Origin of the sequence: Erythrobacter sp. QSSC1-22B, from assembly GCF_001678665.1 — a bacterium.
Classification (GTDB): Bacteria; Pseudomonadota; Alphaproteobacteria; order Sphingomonadales; family Sphingomonadaceae; genus Qipengyuania.
Genome location: NZ_LZRP01000001.1, coordinates 398,098 through 419,998, shown reverse-complemented (window position 1 = coordinate 419,998; position 21,901 = coordinate 398,098). Strand labels below are relative to the sequence as shown.

Genomic DNA, 21,901 nt, shown 5'->3' with positions numbered 1-21,901 from the left:
CGCGGGCTTGGAAAATCAAGAGCTTCGCCCGCAGGGGAGGGGCTACTCGGCCGCCTCGCGCACGCCGGGATCGAGGCTCCACTGCGGGGCGACATCCGCTGCGCGCAGCCTCGCCGCCTCGATCTCGATATAGTCGCGCGTCATCGGGATCGCGGCGCGGTCCTTCACGTAGAGCAGCTGCCAGTTGACCATGCCGCCATGGCGGAAGCTCTGCTCTGCGCCCGCGAGATAGAACAGCCACATGCGGTAGAATTTCTCGTCGTAGAGCTCGACGATCTCATCGCGGTGGAGCACGGTACGCTTGTACCATTCCTCCAGCGTGTGGCTGTAGTGGAACCGCATCGCCTCGACATCCATCACCTGCCAGCCCAGCTTCTCGCTTTGGGTGACCAGCTCGCTGAGCGCGGGGATGTAGCCGCCGGGGAAGATGTACTTGCGAGTCCAGGCATCGGTATGGCCCGGAGGGCCCGCGCGGCCGCAGCAATGGCTGAACATCACCCCATCGTCGACCAGCAATCGGTTGGTATACTTGAAGAACTCCGGGTAATGCGGGGTGCCGACATGTTCGAGCAGCCCGACCGAGCTGATCCGGTCGAAGCGGCCCTGGACGTCGCGGTAATCGGTGAGCGCGAAGGTCACCCGGTCGGCGACTCCCGCTTGCTCGGCGCGCTCCTTGCAGAAGGCGATCTGGTCGGGGGCGAGCGCGACCCCGGTCACCTCGACATCGTAATGCTTCGCCAGATAGAGCGCGAACCCGCCCCAGCCGCAGCCGATGTCGAGGATCCGCATCCCCGGCTTGATATACATCTTGGCCGCGATCTGCGCTTTCTTGTCGAGCTGCGCCTGCTCGAGACTGGCGGTGGGATCGCGGTAATAGCCCATGGTGTATTGCCGGTCCTCGTCGAGGAACAGCTCGTACAGGCGGCGGGTGAGATTGTAGGTGTGCTCGGCGTTCCGGCGCGCCTTGCCGCGCGGGTTGATGCTGTCGAGCGCCGCCAGCGCGCGTTCGGCGAGCTTCTGGACGGGACCCTGCGCCTGGATCGCCTTGTCGCCGATCGCCTTGGAATTCATCGTGAAGAACAGCACCAGATCGCGCACATCGTGCGGAGCGACGATCTCGAGCCAGCCCCACATGAAGGCCTCGCCCGCGCCGAGCTGGGGATGGCGGGCGATATGCGCCGCGGCCTTTGGGTGGGTGAGCCGCAGGTGCAGCGGCGCGCTGGTATCGTCGGCTGCGCCGTATTGGTAGACCTTGCCGTCGTGATCGGTGACCAACATGTGCCCGTTTCGGATGACGGACCTCAGCATCTTATCCAGCAACCACATAACCCGGCACCCACTCCCCAAGAACGCGCGACGCAGTCCGGTGTGCCATTCTGGTCGCGCAAGTCAACGAGGGGGTCGCGCCGACGCGGCGCGGAATGCCTGCCGCCTCAGATACCCGCGTACCACTGGTAGCCGCGATCCTCCCAATAGCCGCCTTCGCCCCCGCCGATATCCTCGAGGCTCGCCACCGCCTCGATCGCGGTCAGGTATTTGGCGTGCTTGTAGCCGAGCTGGCGTTCGATCCGCATCCGCAGCGGCGCGCCGTTGCGGATCGGCAGCGGCTCGCCGTTGAGACTGTGCGCGACGATGGTCTGCGGGTGGAAGGCGTCGATCCGGTCGACGCTCTCGTAATAGACTGCACCGTTGAGCGTGTCGGCGCAGCGGAACACGATGTAGTTCGCCTCTTCGCGCAATCCCGCCGCCTCGAGCAACAGCGAGAGCTGCGGCCCGGTCCATTCGCCGATCGCGCTCCAGCCCTCGACGCAATCGTGCCGCGTCACCTGAGTGCGCTGGGGCAGCCGGCGCAGATTGTCGAGCGTGAGCGACATCGGCGTCTCGACCAGCCCGCCGACCTCGAGCCGCCAGTTGGCGAAGCTTTCCGCCGCGTGTTGCTGGTACGCGGGCTCCTGCGGATCGGTGGTGCCATTGCCGCGAAAATAGGGCGAGACCGCGCTTCGTGGATATTCCGGCGCGAGCGCTTCGCGATTGGTCAGCAGCCGGTGCGCGCCCTTGTGCCAGCGCTCGGCGGCGGACAGCAGCCGCGCACCGGGCGCGCTTTCGGCGACCTTGTTGCAACCCGCCAGCACTGCGGCACCGGCGGCGACGAGAAAATTCCTACGCCGCATCGCCGGGACCTTCCTCATGGTGTCCGCCGGTCAGCATGTCGCTCAGCTGCCGGATCGGACCGGACAGGATCACCAGCAGCACATGGACGATAAAGAACCCCAGCAGCGCAAAGGCGAAAATGAAATGCAGGCTGCGTGCGGATTGTCGTCCGCCCAGACCTTCGACCAGCCAGCCGAAGGTTGGTTCCATCCCCGGGCTGATTGCGATCCCGCTAAAGATCATCATCGGCAGGATGACCCCGAGCACCAGCCCGTAGGCCAGCTTCTGAAGAAAGTTGTATTTGCCCGATCCGTGGTCGAACCGCAGCCGAAGATGCGCCACCAAATCGCGGCGGATGCTGGCGGGGCGCCATTCCTTGCGGTCGGTCGCGATGTCGCGCTTGAAATGGCGGTTGGCGAGCATCGCCACCCACATCCCCAGCAGCAGCAGCGCAAACGGCCAGGCCGCCAGGATATGCCAGTCGCGCGCGACCGCGAGGCTGTAATAGCCCGGGATCGTCATCCAGTCGGGAAAGCGCGGCAGGATCAGCCAGGCCTGCTCGGGGGCGAAGCCCCAGTCACCCCAGTAGAGCCGCGGGTGAGCGTTGGAGATCGTCAGGCCCGACATGAACAGGATCACCACGAACACGAGGTTGAGCCAGTGCCACAGGCGGGTCGTCAGCGCATGGCGCTTCATGGTGTCGCTCCGTTACGGACAAGCTCGCGCGCCAGATAGATCACGTCGCGGTCCTGATCGAGCAGGTGCTGGCCGCTGTCGACGAACAGCGTCTGCCCGCTCGCCATCCAGCCTTGTGCCAGGAACAGCGCGGCGCTCGCGATCTCCTCGGGCGCGGTCTTGCGTTTCAGCAGGTTTAGTCGGTGCGAGATCTCGGTCTCCGCTTCCGCCTGATCGTGGCTGGCGAGAATGGCGCCCGGCGCTAGCCCGTAGACCCGGTCCTCGGCCCGCTCGCGCGCCTTGCTGAGCATCGACACGGTGGCGTGCAGCGCGTGCTTGCTCATGGTGTAGCTGAAGAAATCGGGGTTGGGGTTTCGGATCTTCTGGTCGGTTATCTGGATTACGCGTCGCCCGCGGGTCGTTCGCGCGCCAGTGAGAAAGGCCTGCGCCATGCGCACGGGGGTCGCGGCGTTGACAGCCATTGCCAGGCGATTGGTTTGCGGATCGAGTGCCTCCGGCGCATCCGGTTCGAAGACACCGGCGCAATTGATCAGCACCTGCCAGTCGTCCAACCGTGAGGCCAACCGCTCGATGAGCGCTACGGATGCATCCCCGTCGGCCAGATCGCAGTTGGCGATTTCGGCGCTTGGCAGGCTGTCGGCCAGCGCTTCCGCTTCCTCGCGCGAACTTCCGTAGTGAATGACAACATGCCATCCCTCCTTGCCGAAGGCGCGAGCGATCGCAGCGCCGATGCGCCGCGCTCCGCCGGTAATGAGGACCGCAGGGCGCGTCGTGGGTAGGCCGGATGAATGCATCAAAGCCCTTCAACCATCATCGACCGATCAAGCAAAGGGGTTTCTCGGATGGTTTGTCCCAGGCGAGGTAGCGGCGCCAACCGCCCGGGCCAATCTCCCGGGCGAGCCTACCGGGCGAGCCTAACGGGTAGCCGCCTTGCCGGCCTTCTCTCGCCACTCGTCGCAAAGTCGATCGAGCGCGGCGATCTCGCACAGTTCTGATGGGCTCGCATGGCACGTCGGATCGTAGAGACTGGCAAAGAGCCGCGCGACGCTCCAGTCCTCGTACCCGGTCTCGATACGCTCGATGCTATCCCCCGCCTCGGCCACGCCCTCCTCGATCACGCGGTAATACCATCCGCAATCGTGTTCGCCGAGAATGCGTTTGACCATCCCCTTGCGACCGAAGCGATGCTCGATCTTCCAGCAGGGCTGCCGCGGTTGGCTGATCTCGAGCAGCGCCGATCCCAGCCGGAAGCGGTCTCCGATATGGACGTCGACCTCGGACATGCCGGTGGTGCTGATGTTCTCGCCGAATGGCGCGTCGCAGCCAAGCAGATCGTGGCCACCCAGCCATTCACTCCATGCCACATAATGCTCGTGGGGATAGTGATGGACCGCCATGTCTGGTCCGCCATGGTGCTTCGTATCCGCGACCATATCGCCTTCCAGCCCGAAGCTGCGGATGGCTATGGGTCCATCGACTGCGCGCTTGTCGATCGCGCTCAGTTCCGCGCCGTTGAACGGGCGGGGCTGGCCGATGCACAGCGCGAGGACGTTCGCTTCGCCGTTCATCGCCGGCGCACCGTCAATGCGATCCATTCGCGCACCACGCCGTCCGCTCCCTCGCCGTCATAAATCACCCCATCCTCGATCGTGAAACCGGCTTCGCAATATCGCGTCTCAAGCCAATCGGCGGAAGGGAAATTGTGCAGCCGGCCGTGGCGGTCGCGCCCTTCGCCGTCGCCGAGCTTGTAATTCGCATAATGCCACCCGCCGGGCTTTAACGCGCGGCAGATAGCCGAAAGGACGGCCGGCAGTTGGGTGCGCTCGACATGCAGCAGGCAGGCATGGGCCCAGACCGCGTCATAGGCATCTTCCGCGTCGAGTTCTTCGAACCGCATCACCCGTGCGTCGAGATCGAACCGTTCATTGGCCTTCCTGACCATCGCCGGCGTGCCATCGGTGGCGTCGAGATCGAAACCGTGCTCGCGCATCCGTGCCGAATCCCGTCCGCCGCCGCAGCCCAGTTCGAGAATCGGCGCGCCGGATTGCAGATGGCCGAGAAAGCGGTCGAGGTGCCGGCTGGGCGCCTGTCCGAAGCTCATCGTGTAGTGCGGCGCCTGCTCCTGGTAGAAAGCGAGGGTCGCGGCGTCGGCCATCAGGCGGCTGCGGTCTCGGCGGTCTCGGCGGTTTCGGCGGCCTCGCGGTCGCGCTGGGCGCGGCTCTTCTTCTCGGCCGAGGTCTTGAGCTGGCCGCAGGCGGCGTCGATGTCGCGGCCACGCGGGGTGCGCACCGGGGCGGAAATCCCGGCATCGAACACGATGGCGCTGAAGGAGCGGATCCGCTCGGGGGTCGAGCATTCATGGGCCGAGCCGGGCCAAGGGTTGAACGGGATCAGATTGACCTTCGCGGGGAGGTCGTATTGCCGCAGCAGGCGGACGAGTTCGCGCGCATCCGCGTCGGTGTCGTTCTTGTCCTTGAGCATCACATATTCGAAGGTGATCCGCCGGGCGTTGTTGGCGCTGGGATAGTCGGCGCAGGCCTGGAGCAGTTCCTCGATGCCGTATTTGCGGTTGATCGGGACGATCTCGTCGCGCACTTCCTTGGTCACCGCATGGAGCGAGACCGCGAGATTGACCCCGATCTCCTCGCCGCAGCGCGCCATCATCGGCACCACGCCGCTGGTGGAAAGGGTGATCCGGCGCTTGGACAGCGCCAGCCCTTCGCCATCCATCACCAGCTGCAGCGCGTCGCGGACATTGTCGAAATTGTAGAGCGGCTCGCCCATTCCCATCATCACGATATTGGTCAGCAGCCGTCCGTCGGCGCGGTATTCGACCTCGGATTCCTCCGCGGCGAAATCCATCTTCCCTTTGGGCCATTCGCCCAGCGAATCGCGCGCCAGCATGACCTGGCCGACGATCTCGCCCGGGGTCAGATTGCGCACCAGCCGCATCGTCCCGGTGTGGCAGAAGGTGCAGTTGAGCGTGCAGCCGATCTGGCTGGAGACGCACAGCGTCCCGCGGTCGGCGTCGGGGATGAAGACCATCTCGAACTCGTGCCCGTCGCTGGTGCGCAGCAACCATTTGCGCGTGCCGTCGCTCGAATGCTGCGCCTCCACGATGTCGGGACGGCCGATGACGAAGCGCTCGGCCAGCCATGGGCGCATCGTCTTGGCGATATCGCTCATTGCGTCAAAATCGGTGACGCCGCGATGATAGAGCCAGTGGAACAATTGCTTGGCGCGCAGCTTGGCCTGTTTGGCGTCGAGCCCGGCTTCCTCGAGCAGAGCGCGGATGCGCGGGCGAGGCAGGCCCAGCAGATCGACGCGGCCATCCTCTCGTGGAGTGATGTCGCGCGGGGCCGGGACGGGATCGACCTGTCCGGGAATGGTCATGAGAGTGGTGTCGGGCATTGCGGCCTGCATATAGGCCTCTTCCGGGACTTGCGAAAGGCTGCGGGCATGCGAACCGCGATCCGGCACAGCGGTTCCGGATTTTGGTCGATATTTCCCCACGGGCTGGCGCAGGAATGTTACCGAACTGCCACATATTGTTGTTGTTTGAGGTTCATGAAACTGCGCCCTGCAGTGCGCCGTTGAGTAGGTCCACGCGGCACAAGTCCGCGGATTTACGAAAACGGAGTATACGCAATGAAATACGCAAAAGCCCTTCTGGTCGCAGGTTCGGCACTTTCGATTTCTGCACCGGTTCTCGCTCAGGATGCCGTCGACGGCACCTTCACCGGTCCGCGCGCCGAGATTATCGCCGGCTATGACAGCAGCACCGCAGGCAGCAGGATCGATGACGATGCCAGCATCGACAACGACCAGTCGATCGAAGGCGTCGTCTATGGCGGCGCTCTGGGTTACGACTTCAATGCCGGCGGCGTCGTTCTCGGTGTCGAAGGCGAATACACCGGTTCGACCGCCGACGTCGAATTCAACGATGGCGATTTCGAAGGCTTCGGCCTCGGCAATGTCGAGACCGGCCGCGATCTCTATGTCGGTGCGCGCGTCGGCGTTTTGGCGCAGCCCGATCTGCTGGTCTACGCCAAGGGCGGCTACACCAACGCCAAGTACAACATCCGCTCGGCTTCGGGCACGCGGAACCTCGATCAGGACATCGATACCGATGGCTACCGGGTCGGCGCGGGTGTCGAATATGCGATGACCGAACAGAGCTTCGTGAAGCTCGAATATCGCTATTCGAACTACAGCAACGCCGAGATCGATTTTCAGGGCGATGCGCCCGATACGGCGAATTTCGACATCGATACCGATCGTCACCAGGTCGTAGCGGGCGTCGGCTTCCGCTTCTAATCGAACGACGTTCCATGATGGGCGGGTCGCGGCTTCGTGCTGCGGCCCGCCTTTTCGTATCCAGCGAAGTGTTGGCCTAGCGGCGGCGCGCGCAGGCGACGGTCGCCGCGTCCATCGCCGAAGCGACTCCGGCCAGCGCATAGCTGTCGGAAAAGCGTCGCCCGCGGGAATCGATCGCGCTCACACTCATGCGATTGGCGGAACGCAGCGCGGCGGCGATGGCGGCATCGGTACGCCGGTCGGCGCCCCAAGCATTCACGCCGCCCCCGGTGAGCGCAAAGCGTTCGCCCCCGATCTGCAGCGAAAGTGGGCTGCCTGGCCGCGTCGCGCGAGACAGGCGAAAATGAATCTGGCCGCGAAGGTTGCGCTGCGGCCACGTGGCGATGCTCGCGAAGGCCTGCTGCTCGTCGGACTCTCTGGCAGTGCGAGGCAGCGCGATGGCATAGCAGCGAGGTCCGGCCTCGTCGCGAAAGGCGCCCCAGCCATCGAAGACGCCAAGGCTTTCCCTGGCCGCCGCAGGCGCTGCAAGCGCGGTCAGCACGAGCAGGCCGGAAAGCAGGGCGAAGGGCGATCTAGCCATCTGTAATCCCGCTATCGGCGCTCACGTTATAGGCGATGGCGATCACCTCCCATTCCTTGGTCCCACCAGGCAGGGCGACCGCGCGGACATCGCCCAGCGAGGCGCCCTTCAAGGCGCGCGCCATCGGCGAGGACCAGCCGATCCGCCCCAAGCCGGCATCCTGTTCGTCGTCGCCGACCAACGTCACGCTGCGCTCGGCATCGTCCTCGTCGGCGAGCGTCACCGTGGCGCCGAAAAACACCCGGTGCCTGTCGGGCTGGTCGTCGGGATCGATCACCCGCGCGGATTTGAGCCGGCGCGCCAGATGCGCGAGTTCGCGGTCGATCTCGCGCATCCGTTTACGGCCATAGATGTAATCGCCGTTCTCGCTGCGATCGCCATTGCCCGCCGCCCAGCTCACGATCTCGACGATCGCCGGACGTTCGGTCCCGAGCAGATGGTCGTAGCGCGATTTGAGCGCGGCATAGCCGGCAGGCGTGATCGGATTGCTGGGCGCGGTCATGATGCGCTCGTGTATCGCAATCTCGGGCAGGCGCAATCTAGCGCAGGAAGTCGCTCACCTTGCGCGCCTGTCCATAGGGCGTGCGATCAGGATGGAGCTGTTCGTAGACCGCCGCGTTCTCGATCACGCGATGGAGATAGTTCTTGGTTTCGAAGAACGGGATCTTCTCGATCCATTCGAGCCAGCCGATCGCCCCAGTGCGCGGATCGCCATTAGCGCGCAGCCATTTGTTCACATTGCCAGGCCCGGCGTTGTAGGCGGCGAAGGCCAGCGGGTAGCTGCCGTCGTAGCGCGATACCAGCCGATCGATGTGATTGCTGCCCAGCCGGATATTGTAATTCGCATCGTCGATCAGGCTGGCGGTCATGTAGTTCATACCCGCTCGATCGGCTTCCTCGCGGGCAGTTGGCGGCATGAGCTGCATCAGACCGCGGGCACCGGCATGGCTGACGGCGTTTTGCGCGAACTGGCTTTCCTGCCGTGTGATCGCATGGACGAGCGTGAAATTCGCACCCGGAGGGAGGGGAAGAGTGGGGAAACCCTGCGCTACGAAGCCGTCGATTCCATCCGCGGCAGCCGCCTCGGTGACGTTGACCGCAAGGTCGCGGCGGCCGATTTCGGCCGCCAGTTCAGCGACCAGCGCGTGCTCTTCGGGAGTGTCGGCGGATTGCGCCAGTTCGCGGTAGAACTGGATCCCGGTGCTCCACGGAGCGCCTTGCGCCACATGGCGGGTAGCCGCCACCAGCGGCGAACTGGCGAATTCGCGGCGCTGCTCATCGGTTGGCGTTGCCACCGCGACTTGCTGGAGCGCGGGCACCGGGCGTCCCATTTCTTCGAGCGCGAGCTGACCGTAGAAGCGGTCGGGATATTGCGCGGCGAGATTGTAATAGCGCTCGGCTTCCTGCGCCATTCCCGCGCGCGCAGCGGCGAGGCCGGCCCAATAGAACCCCTTCGAGCGGGTCTGCGGAGTCTTGGCGGCTGCGCCATAACGATAGAACAGCGGCGCGGCGCGAGCGCCGTCGCCCATGTTCCAGAGCGCGGCTGTGCCACCCAGCCACATCAGCGAAGTGTAGTCGTCGCGCAGGCGATAGCTGCCGTCGCTGACATCGTATCCGGGGGCGAACAGATCGTCGACCGACGCAGCGATGCGCACCGCCTGATCCGAACTCGTCCCGCGCGCGACGCGCAGCATCTCGCCAATCATCGCCTCGCCATCGAAGACGGGGCGGGTGAAGGTCGGCCGGCTGGTCAGCAGAGCGACTGCCTGCGCGATCTGGTTGCTGGTACGATAGTGGCGGATCTGATTGTAGACATAGCCGGGGTCGGATCGTGCATCGCCGGGGATGGTGAGGCCCGCAGATTCCGGCGCGGTGCCTTGCAGCAGCGCCAGCCGCGCCATGCCGAGATCGCGCTGCGATGACGAGACCCGCGTCACATGGCGTGCAGCACCTTCGCTGTCGCCCTGCCACAACAGCGCGTTCATCCGCGCATCGTGATCCTCGGCGGTGAGGCGGGACCCGTAAAGACCCTGGAGATAGGCTTCGGCGGTGCCGCTCATCGTGCCGCCACGCCAGGCGTCCTGCGCGACTACAAAGGCTTCGGCGCGGTTCTGTGTCGCCAGCGCCAGCGCATAGCGCGCCTTGGCGGGGTTGGTCAGAGGTGGGAGGCGATCGAAGAAGGCGACCAGCGTTTGGGCATCGACCGGATCGCTGTCGAGCGCTGCTTCGGCGCGGCGCTGGAGCGTATCCTGCATCGGGAAGCCCGGGTAGGCGCTAATGAAATTGGCATAGGTCGCGAACGGCAGGTTCTGCTGTCCGCGAAGATAATCCCAGCGTTCGACCGCCTCGCCCATCCGGGCGGGCTGCATCGCAACCATGTTGGAGCGCGTGTCGGGCGCGCTGCCCATCGACTGCGCGGCAAGCGGGGGAGCCAGCGCGGTGCCGGCGAGAAGAGCGAACAGTGTTAGTGATTTATGACCCATGCTGGACATTATGCCTCTCGGCTCCTTATCAGGCGCTGAACGATATTCCTCCCAGCGCGCGAGAATTCATTGTGCATGGGACCAACGCAGGATCTACGTAAATGTTCTCTGGCTCGATTCCGGCCCTAGTGACTCCTTTTCGCGACGGAACGTTCGACGAGGCCGCTTTCCGGCGGCTGGTCGACTGGCAGATCGAGAACGGCAGTTCCGCCCTCGTGCCCTGCGGCACGACCGGCGAGGCCTCGACGCTATCCAACGCCGAGCACCACCGCGTGGTCGAGATCTGCATCGAGCAGGCGGCAGGGCGCGTCCCCGTTATTGCGGGCTGTGGGAGCAACGACACGCAGAACGCGCTCCTCCACATGCATTTCTCGAAGAAGGCCGGCGCGGCGGCGGCGCTGTGCGTCGCGCCCTATTACAACCGCCCCAGCCAGGCGGGTCTGATCGCGCATTTCAGCTATCTTGCCGAACATTGCGACCTGCCGATCGTGCTCTACAATGTGCCCGCGCGCACGGTGACCGATATCGCGCCCGAAACCACGATCGAGTTGGCCAACAAATATCCCGACCAGATCATCGCCATCAAGGATGCCAGCGAGGATCTGAGTCGGGTGGCGGACCACCGCATGGGGATCGGCAAGGAATTCTGTCAGCTGTCGGGCAATGACGAGCTGGCGCTGCCGTTCAACGCCGCCGGCGGCAAGGGCTGCATCTCGGTCACCGCTAATGTGGCGCCCGCGCTGTGCGCGGAATTCCAGCAGGCCTGCGCCGACAATGATCTGGTCAAGGCGCGCCAGCTCAACGACCGGCTCTACCCGCTGCATTACGCGATGTTCGAGGACAGCTCGCCCGCGCCGGTTAAATACGCGCTGTCGCGGGTGCACGACTGGCTGACCGACGAGGTGCGGCTGCCGCTTTGCGCCTGCAGCCCCGAGGCGCGCAAGGCCGTCGATGCCGCGCTGGAGGGTGCCGGGCTGGTCTGACGCCCCGCTTGCTGCGGCTGCGACCGCTCGCGCAAACCGCGATCGGGTCGCAGTCTCCCCTTTCCCTTTGGCGTGCGCCTTCCTAAGTGGCGGAGATCATGGCCCGTCCCAAGCCCGCCACTTTCGACAAGCAGAAGACCGTCGCCGACAACCGGCGGGTGCGGTTCGATTATCATGTCGAGGATACGCTCGAGGCCGGGCTGGCGTTGCACGGCACAGAGGTCAAGGCGCTGCGCGGCGGTCAGGCCTCGATCAAGGAAAGCTACGCCGAGGTCCGCGGCGGGCAGGTCTGGCTCGTCAACGCCAATATCCCCGAATACGCAAACGGCAACCGCGAGAACCACGAACCCAAACGCCCGCGCAAGCTGTTGCTCCACGAGCGCGAGATCGAACGCCTGCTCGGCGCGATCGAGCGCAAGGGCATGACGCTGGTGCCGCTGTCGGTCTATTTCAATTCGACCGGCCGCGCCAAGGTCGAGCTGGCGCTCGCCAAGGGCAAGCAGGCGCATGACAAGCGCCAGACGATCAAGGATCGTGATTGGCAGCGGGACAAGGCGCGCGTAATGCGCGACCGGGGCTGACGACCTCGGATTGCACGCGCAATCGCTAGACTGAATTCACGCGCCCGACAGGCACTCGCCGGTAGTCGCGCAAGCTCGGAATGCTCCACATGTCGCCAACCCGTTCACATCCCTTGCGACGTGCCACCTGGCGGCACAATGTTGCGCCGTGGCGATGAGCGACCTGCGATCCAAGACCTTTCTGTCGGACTGGTTCCGCAAGCATATGCCGACGCGCGAGAAGATGGCGCGCAGCAAATATCTGCGTCCGATCGGGCATCGGTTCCTAAGCCCGGAACTGTGGCGGTTTACCCGCCGCTCGGTCCCGCGCGGCGTGGCGCTTGGCCTGTTCGCCGCCTTCATTGTGCCGCTGGGTCAGATTTTTCTCGCCGCATTTCTTGCGCTGCCGGCTCGGGCCAATGTCCCGCTGGCCGCAGGGGCAACCTTCGTCACCAACCCATTCACCTTCCCGTTTTGGCTGCTGGTGGCGAATAAGGTCGGTGCGACCGTGCTCAATATCGATGCGGCCGTGGGCGCGGGAGCAGCGGCAGAGTTCGTCGACGATCGCGGACCGCTGGCCAATTTCTTCGAAATGGCGGGTTTGACCGCATTTGGCTTTGTCGTCCTCGCAGTGGTCAGTGCTTCGGTTGGCTACCTGATCTCTAGCTTCGTTTGGCGAAATCTGGTTATCCGCCGTCGCAAGCAACGGCTCGATGCCATGGCGGACGAGGCATGATGGATGCGAGCGAGGACGGCCTGTTGCGCCTGCCCCCGGTTCCGCTGATCATTGGCCTGCTGGTCGCCTCCGCCATGTCGGTCGGAACGGTCTGGTTGCTCGGGTCGAGCGGTCTGATCGCGGCGGCCTATGCCGGAGGGCTGCTCACGATCCTGTTGGGTCTGCTGTTGATGACCCGGCTGAGGTCTCCGCTAGCCGTTTCCGACCTCGCTCCTCCCGACTGGTCGGTGACTCATGCGGCGATTGAAAACAAGCGCCACGCGATCGCGATTACGGATCGCGCGAATCGGCTAGCTTGCGCGAATTCCACCTATCGCGACTGGTTCGGCATCGACGCCGAGCCGCAGGTGCTGGCATTGGACGATCATGGCCGCGAAGCCACAAGCGGCGCGGCGCGCGCGGCATGGCGCGACGGCCGGGGTGCGGTTGACCTCCTCCGGCTGGCTCAGGGTGAGCGGACTTTCCGTCTGGCGGTGGAGCGAAGCGGGCGGGGCGAAAACTACCTGATCTGGCGATTCTCGGAGATCATCGAGCACCGCAGCTACGATGGCGTCGCGGAGCGGATTTCAGGACCCTTCGGCGCGATGATGTCGCGCGCCGGGCTCGAAGTCGCGCTGGTGGCGCCCGATGGCGTGGTCATCGACCACACGCCCGGGCTTGCCGAGCGAACGACCGGACAGGCGGAAAAATCGCTTTCGGGTGAGGATTTCGTCCAGTTGCTGCGTTCCGACGATCGCGACCGAATCTATTTTGCGCGCGAAGGCCAGCAGGGTTCGCCGCAGACGTTGGTCCATATCCCGCTCGATGAGCCGGGTGCGAAGCAGGTCAGCGGTGCCGACGAGGCGCCCTCGCTGATGCTGCTGGTCGACAGCAGCGTTGGGGTCGGCGGATCTTGGGAGGGCAGCGGGCGCGCAGCGGTACCCCAGCTCGAAGCGCTGCTCTCGGCGCTGCCGCTGGGATTGGCGCTGACCGATCGCGACGGCCGGTTCCTGTTCGCCAACAAGGCATTCCTGCGTGCCATCGAGCGCGAAAAATCAGGCTTGCCGCAATTCCCGTCCGATCTGGTTGTGGCCGATGACAAGGCAGCGATGTCGGACACCGTACGACGCTTCGCCAAAGGTGTTGCCGCGAGCGGCGACATGGCGGTGCGGTTGAGTGGCGACAAGGAGGAGCCGGTCAGCATCGGGCTGGCGGGAGTGCGCGGGCTGGGCGATGCCGCGGTGCTTTTGTCGCTGTCGGACTCGACCGAGGAAAAACGCCTCCGGCGCCAGGTCGCGCAGGCTACCAAGATGCAGGCTGTGGGCCAACTGGCTGGCGGCGTCGCGCATGACTTCAACAATGTGCTCACTGCGATCATAGGCTATTGCGACCTCATGTTGCTGCGCCATACGCCCGGCGACAGCGACTACGACGACATCCAGCAGATCAGGGCCAACTCCAACCGCGCCGCATCGCTCACGCGCCAATTGCTGGCCTTCAGCCGCCAGCAGACGTTGCGCCCCGTGGTCCTGCAGATGCCCGATGTGGTCAGCGAGGTCAGCCAACTGCTCAAGCGGCTGATGGGCGGCAAGGTCGAATTTTCGGTCCGCCACGACCGAGAACTGGGCCCCGTGCGCGCCGACCCGCAGCAGCTGGAACAGGTCATCATCAATCTGGCGGTCAACGCGCGCGATGCCATGCAGGCCTATGCGGAACGAAAGGGTCAGCCCGATCTCAAGGGCCGGCTGACGCTGGCCACGCGCCACGTCTCCGCACGCGACGTGCGCAAGATGGGCATCGATATCATGCCCGCCAACGACTACACCGTGCTCATCGTGCAGGACACCGGCGGGGGCATCCCCGAGAATGTCATCAACAAGATCTTCGAGCCCTTTTTCACGACCAAGGAGCTGGGAAAGGGCACAGGGCTCGGGCTCTCGACGGTCTATGGCATCGTCAAGCAATCCAACGGCTTCATCTTTGCCGACAATGTCCCGGGGCCCGATGGATCGCCAGCGGGCGCGCGCTTCACGGTCTATCTCCCGGTCCACAAGGGCGAGATGCCTGCTCCGCGGCGGCGCGAGGAACTCGAAGAGACCAAGGCGAGCGACTGGTCGGGGGGTGGCAATCTGCTGCTGGTCGAAGACGAGGACATGGTTCGCGCCGTGGCCGAGCGCGCGCTGACCCGCGCCGGCTATGCTGTTACCTCCGCCGCCGATGGCGAGGCCGGACTCGCGGCGGTGGCGAATGGCGGGGTCGAGTTCGACCTCATCGTTTCCGATGTGGTCATGCCGGCGATGGATGGCCCGGCGATGGCGCGCGCGGTTCGCCGGGTGAAACCGAACATCCCGATCCTGTTCATGTCCGGCTATGCCGAGGAGCAGTTGCGCAACGATATCGACATCGAGAACATGCACTTCATTCCAAAGCCCTTCAGCGTCCAGGAGATCAGCGCGAAAGTGGCGGAAGTGCTGAGCGAACAGGGCAAAAACAAGGGCTGAAACACGTTTTCTGCGAAGTTATTTCGTTCTACTCTTGTTCTATTGGAACAAACGCGGTACATCCTGTGGGGTCAACGAGTCGGTAGCGGCTCTGGTCAAGCGCAGGAGAGAATGTCATGGCGGCAAGTCTGAAACTCGTAAAAGACAAGGAAGTCGACGTGGACCGTCAAAAGGCACTCGATGCCGCACTCGCGCAGATCGATCGCGCATTCGGCAAAGGCTCGGCGATGAAGCTGGGCCAGAAGGAAGCGATGAACATCGAGTCGATCTCGACGGGATCGCTCGGGCTCGACATCGCTCTCGGTGTGGGCGGCCTGCCCAAGGGCCGGGTTATCGAAATCTACGGCCCGGAAAGTTCGGGCAAGACCACGCTCGCGCTGCATGTCATCGCCGAGGCGCAGAAAGGCGGGGGCACTGCCGCCTTCGTCGATGCCGAGCATGCGCTCGATCCTGTCTATGCCAGGAAGCTGGGCGTCGATATCGACGAGCTGATCGTTTCGCAGCCCGATACCGGTGAGCAGGCGCTCGAGATCGTCGACACTTTGGTCCGCTCGAACGCGATCGATGTGCTGGTGATCGATTCGGTCGCCGCTCTGGTGCCACGCGCCGAGATCGAGGGCGAGATGGGCGACAGCCATGTCGGTCTGCAGGCACGCCTGATGAGCCAGTCCTTGCGCAAGCTGACCGGCTCGATCAGCCGCTCCAAATGCATGGTTATCTTCATCAACCAGCTGCGCATGAAGATCGGTGTCATGTACGGCAATCCCGAGACGACCACCGGTGGCAATGCGCTGAAGTTCTACGCCTCGGTCCGGCTCGACATCCGTCGCACCGGCCAGATCAAGGATCGCGACGATATCGTCGGCAATTCGACCCGGGTCAAAGTGGTCAAGAACAAGGTCGCACCGCCTTTCAAGCAGGTTGAATTCGACATCATGTATGGCGAAGGCATTTCCAAGATCGGCGAAATCCTCGATCTCGGCGTCAAGGCCGGGATCGTCGAGAAGTCGGGTTCCTGGTTCAGCTACGACAGCATTCGCATTGGTCAGGGGCGCGAGAACGCCAAGACCTATCTGAAGGAAAATCCCGAAGTTTGCGACCGGTTGGAAGCCGCAATTCGCGGCCGCACCGACGAGGTCGCCGAGAAGATGATGACCGGTCCTGACGCGGAGGACTGATCGCATTTTCTCAAGCGGGAGCCGCAGCCGTACCCCTCGGCTGTCCCCATAAGCGGCACCCGGACACGCGGAAAGCCGGCGTGCGCGAGGGCAGTCCCCTAGGGACCCCTTGCCACGGCGGCTTTTCGCTGTGTGGCGGCGATGCGCCGTTTTCCTGCGGCGGTCTTGCGGAAATACTCTCGGGAATGGGCCTAGAATGACGATGGCCGCAGCCGTCACGATGGCTTAGGATCGCACCGAACCATTCGAGGAATTCCGCCATGACCATCACCGTCCATCATCTCAACAACAGCCGGTCGCAGCGCGTGCTGTGGCTGCTGGAAGAACTCGGCGCAGATTACGAGATCGTCTCCTACCAGCGCGATGCGACCACCAATCTCGCGCCGTCCGAGCTACGGCAGGCGCATCCGCTGGGCAAATCGCCGGTGATCGAGGACCAGGGCCGGATGGTCTCGGAAAGCGCAGCGATCATCCAGTATCTGTGCGAACGCCACGGCGGCGAGAGCTGGCTGCCGCCGCGCGACAGCGACCAATGGGTCGAATTCCTCGAATGGATGCAGTTCGGCGAGAGCAGTTTCTTCGTCCCCGTCATGCTCAAGCTCTACAGCGCCCGGCTCGGCGACGCCGCGGCGCCCCTGATGCCGCGGATCGACGAGCAGCTCGAGGCGCATGTCCTGTTTGCCGAACGGCAGCTGGGCGAAAGCCTGCACTTCGTCGGCGACGACTGGTCCGCGGCCGATGTGCTGATGAGCTTCCCCGCCGAGATTGCCGTGATGCAAGGCTATGCCGAGCGCGCGCCGAAGCTGGCGCGCTTCGTCGAGGCGGTCCACGCCCGCCCCGCCTGGCAGCGCGCCCGCGAGCGCGGCGGGCCCTATTTCGTCTGGTAGACGAGGCGGAGCCGCGCCCCCAGCCACAAGCCGCGATCACCATAACCGGCTTTCCGCGCTTGTCGCTCGGGCGCCGATTGCCTAACTGCCCGTCATGACTTCGACCAACGACATCCGCCGGTCCTTCCTCGACTATTTCGCCGCCGCCGGTCACGCCGAGGTGGCGTCCGCGCCGCTCGTGCCGTTCAGCGATCCGACGCTTATGTTCGTCAACGCCGGGATGGTGCCATTCAAGAACGCCTTCACCGGGCTCGAGACCCCGCCTAGCCCGCGCGCGACCAGCAGCCAGAAATGCGTCCGCGCCGGGGGCAAGCACAACGACCTCGACAATGTCGGCTACACCGCGCGGCACCACACCTTCTTCGAGATGCTGGGGAATTTCAGCTTCGGCGATTATTTCAAGGAACAGGCGATCCACCACGCCTGGACGCTGCTCACCAAGGAATGGGGCCTGCCCGCCGACCGGCTCACCGCGACGGTCTATCACACGGACGACGAAGCTTTCGATCTGTGGCGCAAGATCGCCGGCCTGCCCGAGGAGCGGATCATCCGCATCGCCACCGCCGACAATTTCTGGTCGATGGGCGACACCGGCCCCTGCGGCCCGTGCTCGGAAATCTTCTACGACCACGGCGATCACATCTGGGGAGGTCCTCCGGGTTCGCCCGAGGAGGATGGCGACCGCTTCGTCGAAATCTGGAACCTGGTCTTCATGCAGTTCGAGCAGCAGGCCGATGGCAGCCGCGAAGCGCTGCCCAAGCCCTCGATCGACACCGGCATGGGGCTGGAACGCATCGCCGCGGTCCTGCAGGGCGTCCACGACAATTACGACACCGACACCTTCAAGGCGCTGATCGCGGCGGGCGAAAGCCTGACCGGGGTGGCCGCCGAGGGCGACAACACCGCCAGCCACCGCGTGATCGCCGATCATCTGCGTTCGACCAGCTTCCTGCTGGCCGATGGCGTGCTGCCCTCGAGCGAGGGCCGCGGCTATGTGCTGCGGCGGATCATGCGCCGCGCCATGCGCCATGCGCATCTGCTCGGCACCGCCGAGCCGCTGATGCATCGCCTCGTGCCCGCGCTGGTCACCGAGATGGGCCAGGCCTTCCCCGAGCTGCAACGCGGCCAGGCGCTGATCGAGGAAGTGCTCGAGCGCGAGGAGACCCAGTTCCGCCGTACGCTCGACAAGGGCCTGCGGCTGCTCGATGAAGCCACTGGCACGATGACCGAGGGCGGCACGCTCGACGGCGAGACCGCGTTCAAGCTGTATGACACCTTTGGCTTTCCCTACGACCTCACCGAGGATGCCTTGCGCAGCCGCGGCATCGCGGTCGAGCGCGCCGGCTTCGACGCCGCGATGGCGCAGCAGAAGGCCGCAGCGCGCGCCGCCTGGAAGGGTTCGGGCCAATCCGCGAGCGAGGAAGTGTGGTTCGACATCGCCGATCGCGAGGGCTCGACCGAGTTCACCGGCTACAGCTCGACCACGGGCGAGGGCGCGGTGGTCGCGCTCGTCCGGGACGGCGCCGAGGTCGAATCTGCGGGTGAGGGCGAGAGCGTGATCCTGCTCACCAACCAGACCCCCTTCTACGGCGAAAGCGGCGGCCAGACCGGCGATGCCGGGCGGATATGGACCCCCGAGGGGCTCGAGATCGCGGTCGAGACCACCAACAAGCCGCTCGGGCGGCTGCACACCCATGTCGGGCGGGTCATCAAGGGCAGCGTCAAACGCGGCGATGCCGTCCATTTGGCGGTCGACGCCACGCGGCGCGATCGGGTCCGCGCTAATCATTCCTCGACCCATCTGCTCCACGCGGCCTTGCGCGACCAGCTGGGCGATCACGTCACCCAGAAGGGCTCGCTGGTTTCGGACGACCGCTTCCGCTTTGATTTCTCGCATCCCAAGCCGCTCACGCCTGCGCAACTCGCCGCGGTCGAGGCCGAGGTCAACGCCGAGATCCGCGCCAACGAGTCAGTCCAGACACGGCTGATGACGCCCGACGACGCGGTCGCGGCGGGCGCGCTGGCGCTGTTCGGCGAAAAATACGGCGACGAGGTCCGCGTGCTCTCGATGGGCACCAGGCGCGATGGGGGCCGGAACTATTCGGTCGAACTGTGCGGCGGGATCCATGTCCACGCGACCGGCGATATCGGCCTGTTCAAGATCGTTTCGGAGTCCGCGGTCAGTTCTGGGGTGCGCCGTATCGAGGCGATGACCGGCGAGGCGGCCCGGCAATGGTTCGCCGCGCGCGATCAGGCGCTCCAGGCAATCGCGTCCACTCTGCGGACCTCGCCCGACGAGGCGGCGGCGCGGGTCGAGGCGCTGGTCGAGGAGCGCAAGAAGCTCGACAAGGAACTGGCCGAAGCGCGCCGCGCGCTGGCGCTCTCGGGTGATGGCGCAGGCGGTAACACCGCTCCGCCCGAAGATGAGAACATCGGCGGCGTGACTTTTTCGGCCAAGGTGATCGAGGGGCTCGACCCCAAGGATCTGCGCCCGCTGCTCGACGAGGCGAAACAGCGGATGGGATCAGGGGTCGCGGCGATCTGCGCGGTCAACGAGGGCAAGGGCGCCTTCGCGGTCGCGGTCACTCAGGACCTCATCGAGCGAATCGACGCCGTGGTGCTGGTCCGCGCAGGCGTTGCGGCGCTTGGCGGCAAGGGCGGCGGTGGTCGCCCCGACATGGCGCAGGGCGGAGGGCCCGATGGCGCCAAGGCGGCGGAAGCGATCGCTGCGGTGCGGGAGGCGCTGGCGAGCCAGTCGGCCTAGCCGACCGGCAAGGCCAGCGCTCTCACCGTGTCCGGGCGCCGGGGTGGCGGTGGCCGCCCCGACATGTCCTAGCGGCTCGGGGTCTGCTTGGTGACGCCGCTGCTGCCCTGTTCGACATCCAGCCCGCCGGTGTCGCCCGGCTTCCCGCGGTCGCCGCTACCGTTCCGGACCGGATCCTGAACATTCTGCGGCTTGAACTTTTCCTTGTTCGGGGTCGGCTTTGTTGGGTCGTTGTCGGCCATCTCTAATTCTCCTTTGTCGTCCGTTATATAGGCCCAACGCATGGAGTGGCGGAGAGTTCACCGATTGGCTGGGTCGGTCAGCTTTCTGCGGTGCTGGTGCGTAGCTTGGGCTTGTAAGCCAGCGCGCCTTCTTCCTCGATCTGTAAACGGTATTCGTCCCGCTTCTCGTGGATCGAGGCGATCACCGGACCCATGGCGACGCCGATATCGACCAGCACTGCCTCGCTGAGCTGGAGCGAGGCTTCGAGCGCTTCGGGCACCGCATGGCTGGCGCCCGCGCGGTAGAGCTCGGCCGCGTGGCGCGTGTCGCGCGCGCGCGCGACGATCAGGAGATCGGGATATTCCTTACGCAGCTTGGCCACCAGCCGTTGCGCGAGCACGGGCTCGTCCATGGTCAGCACCACCGCCAATGCGTGTTCGACCCCGAGCTTGCTCAACGCGGCACCGCGAGCAGCATCTCCAAAGGTAGCGCGAATACCCGCGCGTTTGGCGCTGGCGATAAGGTCGGAGTTGGAATCAATCGCGACATAGGGCTTGCCATGCTTTTCCAGCATTCGGGCGACGAGGCGTCCGACACGCCCCGCACCGATAATGACAACGCGCGGCTCGCCCTCGTCCTCGGGCGGCAGCTCGGGGACGGCTTCGACCCGGCGGCCGATGACGCGTCCCAGCCGCGCCAGCAGCGGTGTGACCGTCAGCCCGATGGCGGTGACGATCTGCCAGAATTGCGCCGTGCCGGGCTGGATGAGCAAAGCCGAACCCGCGGCAGCGAGCACGATCAGCGTGGTTTCCGAAGGGCTCGCCATCAAAATGCCGGTCTCGGCGGCGGTCGAGCGCCGCGCGCCCATCAGCCGCAGCAACATGCCCGTCACCAGCGCCTTGAACACCAGTACGCCGACCACCGCAGCGGCGACCGCGCCGATGTGGTCCCAGATCGTGGACAGGTCGATGCTCATCCCCACGGTGATGAGGAAGATGCCGAGCGCGAGGCCCTTGAAGGGCTCGATGATCCCTTCGACCTCGGTGTGATATTCCGTCTCGGCGATCAGCAGCCCGGCGATCAGCGCGCCGACGATCGGCGAGAGCCCGGCGAGCGCCGTGGCGAGGCTGGCGCCGATCACCACCAGCAGGCTCGCGGCGAGAAACAGTTCGGGGCTCTTGGTGCGCGCGGCCTGCGCGAACAGGCGCGGCAGCAGGATCCGGCCTGCGACCAGCAGCACGGTGATGACCGCCGCCCCGAACAGAAGCGTGTCGAGCAATCCCTCCCAGCCCTCGGCCTGCGCGGTCGGACCCATGGCGCCCAGCACGAAGATGATCGGCACGATCATGATGTCCTCGAACAGCAGCATCGACAGCGCCGCGCGCCCGACAGGACTGTTGGTGCCCGAGATCGGCAGCACGATTGCAGTGGAGGAAAAGGCCAACGCCAGACCCAGTGCCAGCGCGCCGGTCCAGTATTGCCCCATCATGCCGAGAAATATCGCCAGCAAGGTGCCGATGATCACAAGTTCGAGCGCCCCGAGCCCGAACACGAGCCGGCGCATCTGCCACAATCGGTTGAAGCTGAGTTCCAGCCCGATCGTAAACAGCAGCAGGATGATGCCTAGCTCGGCAAAGGGCTCGAGCGCTTCGGGGTCGGTGATGGTGACATGGGTGAGCCAGGGGTATTCGAATACCAGTTTGCCGAGCCCGAAGGGGCCGACCAGGATGCCGATCAGGATGAAACCGATCACCGGGGTGATCCGAAACCGGGTAAAGATCGGGATGACGAGCCCCGCCGCGCCGAGGATCACCAGAGCGTCGGACAACATTGGGGTTGCTTCGATTTCGCCAGCCATGACTAG

The 21,901-nt window shown here is 65.0% G+C and carries 20 protein-coding genes; 8 read left to right on the top strand and 12 right to left on the bottom strand.

The window, feature by feature from the left end; genetic code table 11:
* Positions 1–42 precede the first annotated feature (42 nt).
* From A9995_RS01965 to rlmN, 7 genes are all read right to left on the bottom strand, one after another.
* Positions 43–1,278, bottom strand: coding sequence for a cyclopropane-fatty-acyl-phospholipid synthase family protein (locus A9995_RS01965; RefSeq protein ID WP_233998044.1), 1,236 nt, complete (start codon positions 1,276–1,278; stop codon positions 43–45).
* A 155-nt stretch (positions 1,279–1,433) separates the two neighbouring features.
* On the bottom strand, positions 1,434–2,171 hold the full coding sequence (locus A9995_RS01960) for a molybdopterin-dependent oxidoreductase (RefSeq protein WP_082992405.1): 738 nt from the start codon (positions 2,169–2,171) through the stop codon (positions 1,434–1,436).
* Positions 2,161–2,847, bottom strand: a complete 687-nt coding sequence (locus A9995_RS01955) for a cytochrome b/b6 domain-containing protein (RefSeq protein ID WP_067608382.1) — start codon at positions 2,845–2,847, stop codon at positions 2,161–2,163. Before A9995_RS01955 ends, A9995_RS01960 begins: the two co-directional genes overlap by 11 nt.
* Positions 2,844–3,641, bottom strand: a complete 798-nt coding sequence (locus A9995_RS01950) for an SDR family oxidoreductase (RefSeq protein ID WP_067608379.1) — start codon at positions 3,639–3,641, stop codon at positions 2,844–2,846. The genes A9995_RS01955 and A9995_RS01950 overlap by 4 nt, the downstream gene beginning before the upstream one ends.
* 120 nt (positions 3,642–3,761) lie before the next feature.
* A complete protein-coding gene (locus A9995_RS01945; RefSeq protein WP_233998043.1) occupies positions 3,762–4,442 on the bottom strand; it encodes an MOSC domain-containing protein in 681 nt (226 codons plus the stop codon).
* Positions 4,412–5,002: a bifunctional 2-polyprenyl-6-hydroxyphenol methylase/3-demethylubiquinol 3-O-methyltransferase UbiG gene (locus A9995_RS01940; RefSeq protein WP_067608376.1), complete on the bottom strand. Its 591-nt coding sequence runs from the start codon at positions 5,000–5,002 to the stop codon at positions 4,412–4,414. Before A9995_RS01940 ends, A9995_RS01945 begins: the two co-directional genes overlap by 31 nt.
* A complete protein-coding gene (rlmN, locus tag A9995_RS01935; protein WP_067609453.1) occupies positions 5,002–6,258 on the bottom strand; it encodes a 23S rRNA (adenine(2503)-C(2))-methyltransferase RlmN in 1,257 nt (418 codons plus the stop codon). Before rlmN ends, A9995_RS01940 begins: the two co-directional genes overlap by 1 nt.
* A 237-nt stretch (positions 6,259–6,495) precedes the next feature.
* On the opposite strand from rlmN, the gene A9995_RS01930 reads away from it, so the two are divergent.
* The gene (locus A9995_RS01930) at positions 6,496–7,164 is read left to right on the top strand and encodes an outer membrane protein (protein ID WP_067608373.1); all 669 of its coding nucleotides are present in this window, start codon (positions 6,496–6,498) and stop codon (positions 7,162–7,164) included.
* Between the two features lie 76 nt (positions 7,165–7,240).
* On the opposite strand, the gene A9995_RS01925 is transcribed toward A9995_RS01930, so the two are convergent.
* From A9995_RS01925 to A9995_RS01915, 3 genes are read right to left on the bottom strand one after another with little or no spacing between them, the layout of a single operon-like run.
* Positions 7,241–7,744, bottom strand: a complete 504-nt coding sequence (locus A9995_RS01925; protein WP_067608370.1) for an invasion associated locus B family protein — start codon at positions 7,742–7,744, stop codon at positions 7,241–7,243.
* A complete protein-coding gene (locus A9995_RS01920; RefSeq protein WP_067609451.1) occupies positions 7,737–8,246 on the bottom strand; it encodes a GreA/GreB family elongation factor in 510 nt (169 codons plus the stop codon). Before A9995_RS01920 ends, A9995_RS01925 begins: the two co-directional genes overlap by 8 nt.
* Before the next feature lie 37 nt (positions 8,247–8,283).
* Positions 8,284–10,236: a lytic transglycosylase domain-containing protein gene (locus A9995_RS01915; protein WP_067608367.1), complete on the bottom strand. Its 1,953-nt coding sequence runs from the start codon at positions 10,234–10,236 to the stop codon at positions 8,284–8,286.
* A 92-nt stretch (positions 10,237–10,328) separates the two neighbouring features.
* On the opposite strand from A9995_RS01915, the gene dapA reads away from it, so the two are divergent.
* The 7 genes from dapA to alaS all read left to right on the top strand — a co-directional run bounded on the left by dapA (position 10,329) and on the right by alaS (position 19,815).
* A complete protein-coding gene (gene dapA / locus A9995_RS01910; protein ID WP_067608365.1) occupies positions 10,329–11,210 on the top strand; it encodes a 4-hydroxy-tetrahydrodipicolinate synthase in 882 nt (293 codons plus the stop codon).
* Between the two features lie 98 nt (positions 11,211–11,308).
* Entirely contained in the window at positions 11,309–11,791 is a 483-nt protein-coding gene (gene smpB / locus A9995_RS01905) for an SsrA-binding protein SmpB (RefSeq protein WP_067609449.1), read from the top strand.
* A gap of 154 nt (positions 11,792–11,945) precedes the next feature.
* Entirely contained in the window at positions 11,946–12,506 is a 561-nt protein-coding gene (locus A9995_RS01900; protein WP_067609447.1) for a DUF2062 domain-containing protein, read from the top strand.
* A complete protein-coding gene (locus A9995_RS01895) occupies positions 12,503–14,986 on the top strand; it encodes a response regulator (protein WP_067608362.1) in 2,484 nt (827 codons plus the stop codon). Before A9995_RS01900 ends, A9995_RS01895 begins: the two co-directional genes overlap by 4 nt.
* 116 nt (positions 14,987–15,102) lie before the next feature.
* A complete protein-coding gene (gene recA / locus A9995_RS01890) occupies positions 15,103–16,164 on the top strand; it encodes a recombinase RecA (RefSeq protein ID WP_067608359.1) in 1,062 nt (353 codons plus the stop codon).
* Positions 16,165–16,424: 260 nt separating this feature from the next.
* Positions 16,425–17,051 (top strand): glutathione S-transferase family protein, encoded by a 627-nt coding sequence (locus A9995_RS01885; RefSeq protein WP_067608356.1) that lies wholly within the window; start codon positions 16,425–16,427, stop codon positions 17,049–17,051.
* A 94-nt stretch (positions 17,052–17,145) separates the two neighbouring features.
* Complete coding sequence (alaS, locus tag A9995_RS01880) at positions 17,146–19,815, top strand: alanine--tRNA ligase (RefSeq protein WP_067608353.1); 2,670 nt, start codon at positions 17,146–17,148, stop codon at positions 19,813–19,815.
* A 68-nt stretch (positions 19,816–19,883) separates the two neighbouring features.
* Here the strand turns inward: alaS and A9995_RS16915 are convergent, their stop codons facing one another.
* Both A9995_RS16915 and A9995_RS01875 read right to left on the bottom strand, forming a co-directional pair.
* Positions 19,884–20,057 (bottom strand): hypothetical protein, encoded by a 174-nt coding sequence (locus A9995_RS16915; RefSeq protein ID WP_168157305.1) that lies wholly within the window; start codon positions 20,055–20,057, stop codon positions 19,884–19,886.
* A gap of 77 nt (positions 20,058–20,134) precedes the next feature.
* Positions 20,135–21,895: a cation:proton antiporter gene (locus tag A9995_RS01875; protein ID WP_067608351.1), complete on the bottom strand. Its 1,761-nt coding sequence runs from the start codon at positions 21,893–21,895 to the stop codon at positions 20,135–20,137.
* Between the last annotated feature and the right edge of the window lie 6 nt (positions 21,896–21,901).

Excerpts from the sequence above, each read along its gene's own strand:
- A9995_RS01875 (WP_067608351.1), bottom strand. The coding sequence starts at position 21,895 with ATGGCTGGCGAAATCGAAGCAACCCCAATGTTGTCCGACGCTCTGGTG.
- alaS (WP_067608353.1), top strand. The coding sequence starts at position 17,146 with ATGACTTCGACCAACGACATCCGCCGGTCCTTCCTCGACTATTTCGCC.
- rlmN (WP_067609453.1), bottom strand. The coding sequence starts at position 6,258 with ATGCCCGACACCACTCTCATGACCATTCCCGGACAGGTCGATCCCGTC.
- A9995_RS01965 (WP_233998044.1), bottom strand. The coding sequence starts at position 1,278 with ATGTTGGTCACCGATCACGACGGCAAGGTCTACCAATACGGCGCAGCC.
- A9995_RS01925 (WP_067608370.1), bottom strand. The coding sequence starts at position 7,744 with ATGGCTAGATCGCCCTTCGCCCTGCTTTCCGGCCTGCTCGTGCTGACC.
- A9995_RS01915 (WP_067608367.1), bottom strand. The coding sequence starts at position 10,236 with ATGTCCAGCATGGGTCATAAATCACTAACACTGTTCGCTCTTCTCGCC.
- A9995_RS01900 (WP_067609447.1), top strand. The coding sequence starts at position 11,946 with ATGAGCGACCTGCGATCCAAGACCTTTCTGTCGGACTGGTTCCGCAAG.
- A9995_RS01885 (WP_067608356.1), top strand. The coding sequence starts at position 16,425 with ATGACCATCACCGTCCATCATCTCAACAACAGCCGGTCGCAGCGCGTG.
- dapA (WP_067608365.1), top strand. The coding sequence starts at position 10,329 with ATGTTCTCTGGCTCGATTCCGGCCCTAGTGACTCCTTTTCGCGACGGA.
- A9995_RS01920 (WP_067609451.1), bottom strand. The coding sequence starts at position 8,246 with ATGACCGCGCCCAGCAATCCGATCACGCCTGCCGGCTATGCCGCGCTC.
- A9995_RS01950 (WP_067608379.1), bottom strand. The coding sequence starts at position 3,641 with ATGCATTCATCCGGCCTACCCACGACGCGCCCTGCGGTCCTCATTACC.
- A9995_RS01940 (WP_067608376.1), bottom strand. The coding sequence starts at position 5,002 with ATGGCCGACGCCGCGACCCTCGCTTTCTACCAGGAGCAGGCGCCGCAC.
- A9995_RS01960 (WP_082992405.1), bottom strand. The coding sequence starts at position 2,171 with ATGCGGCGTAGGAATTTTCTCGTCGCCGCCGGTGCCGCAGTGCTGGCG.
- A9995_RS01945 (WP_233998043.1), bottom strand. The coding sequence starts at position 4,442 with ATGGATCGCATTGACGGTGCGCCGGCGATGAACGGCGAAGCGAACGTC.
- A9995_RS01895 (WP_067608362.1), top strand. The coding sequence starts at position 12,503 with ATGATGGATGCGAGCGAGGACGGCCTGTTGCGCCTGCCCCCGGTTCCG.
- smpB (WP_067609449.1), top strand. The coding sequence starts at position 11,309 with ATGGCCCGTCCCAAGCCCGCCACTTTCGACAAGCAGAAGACCGTCGCC.
- A9995_RS16915 (WP_168157305.1), bottom strand. The coding sequence starts at position 20,057 with ATGGCCGACAACGACCCAACAAAGCCGACCCCGAACAAGGAAAAGTTC.
- recA (WP_067608359.1), top strand. The coding sequence starts at position 15,103 with ATGGCGGCAAGTCTGAAACTCGTAAAAGACAAGGAAGTCGACGTGGAC.
- A9995_RS01955 (WP_067608382.1), bottom strand. The coding sequence starts at position 2,847 with ATGAAGCGCCATGCGCTGACGACCCGCCTGTGGCACTGGCTCAACCTC.
- A9995_RS01930 (WP_067608373.1), top strand. The coding sequence starts at position 6,496 with ATGAAATACGCAAAAGCCCTTCTGGTCGCAGGTTCGGCACTTTCGATT.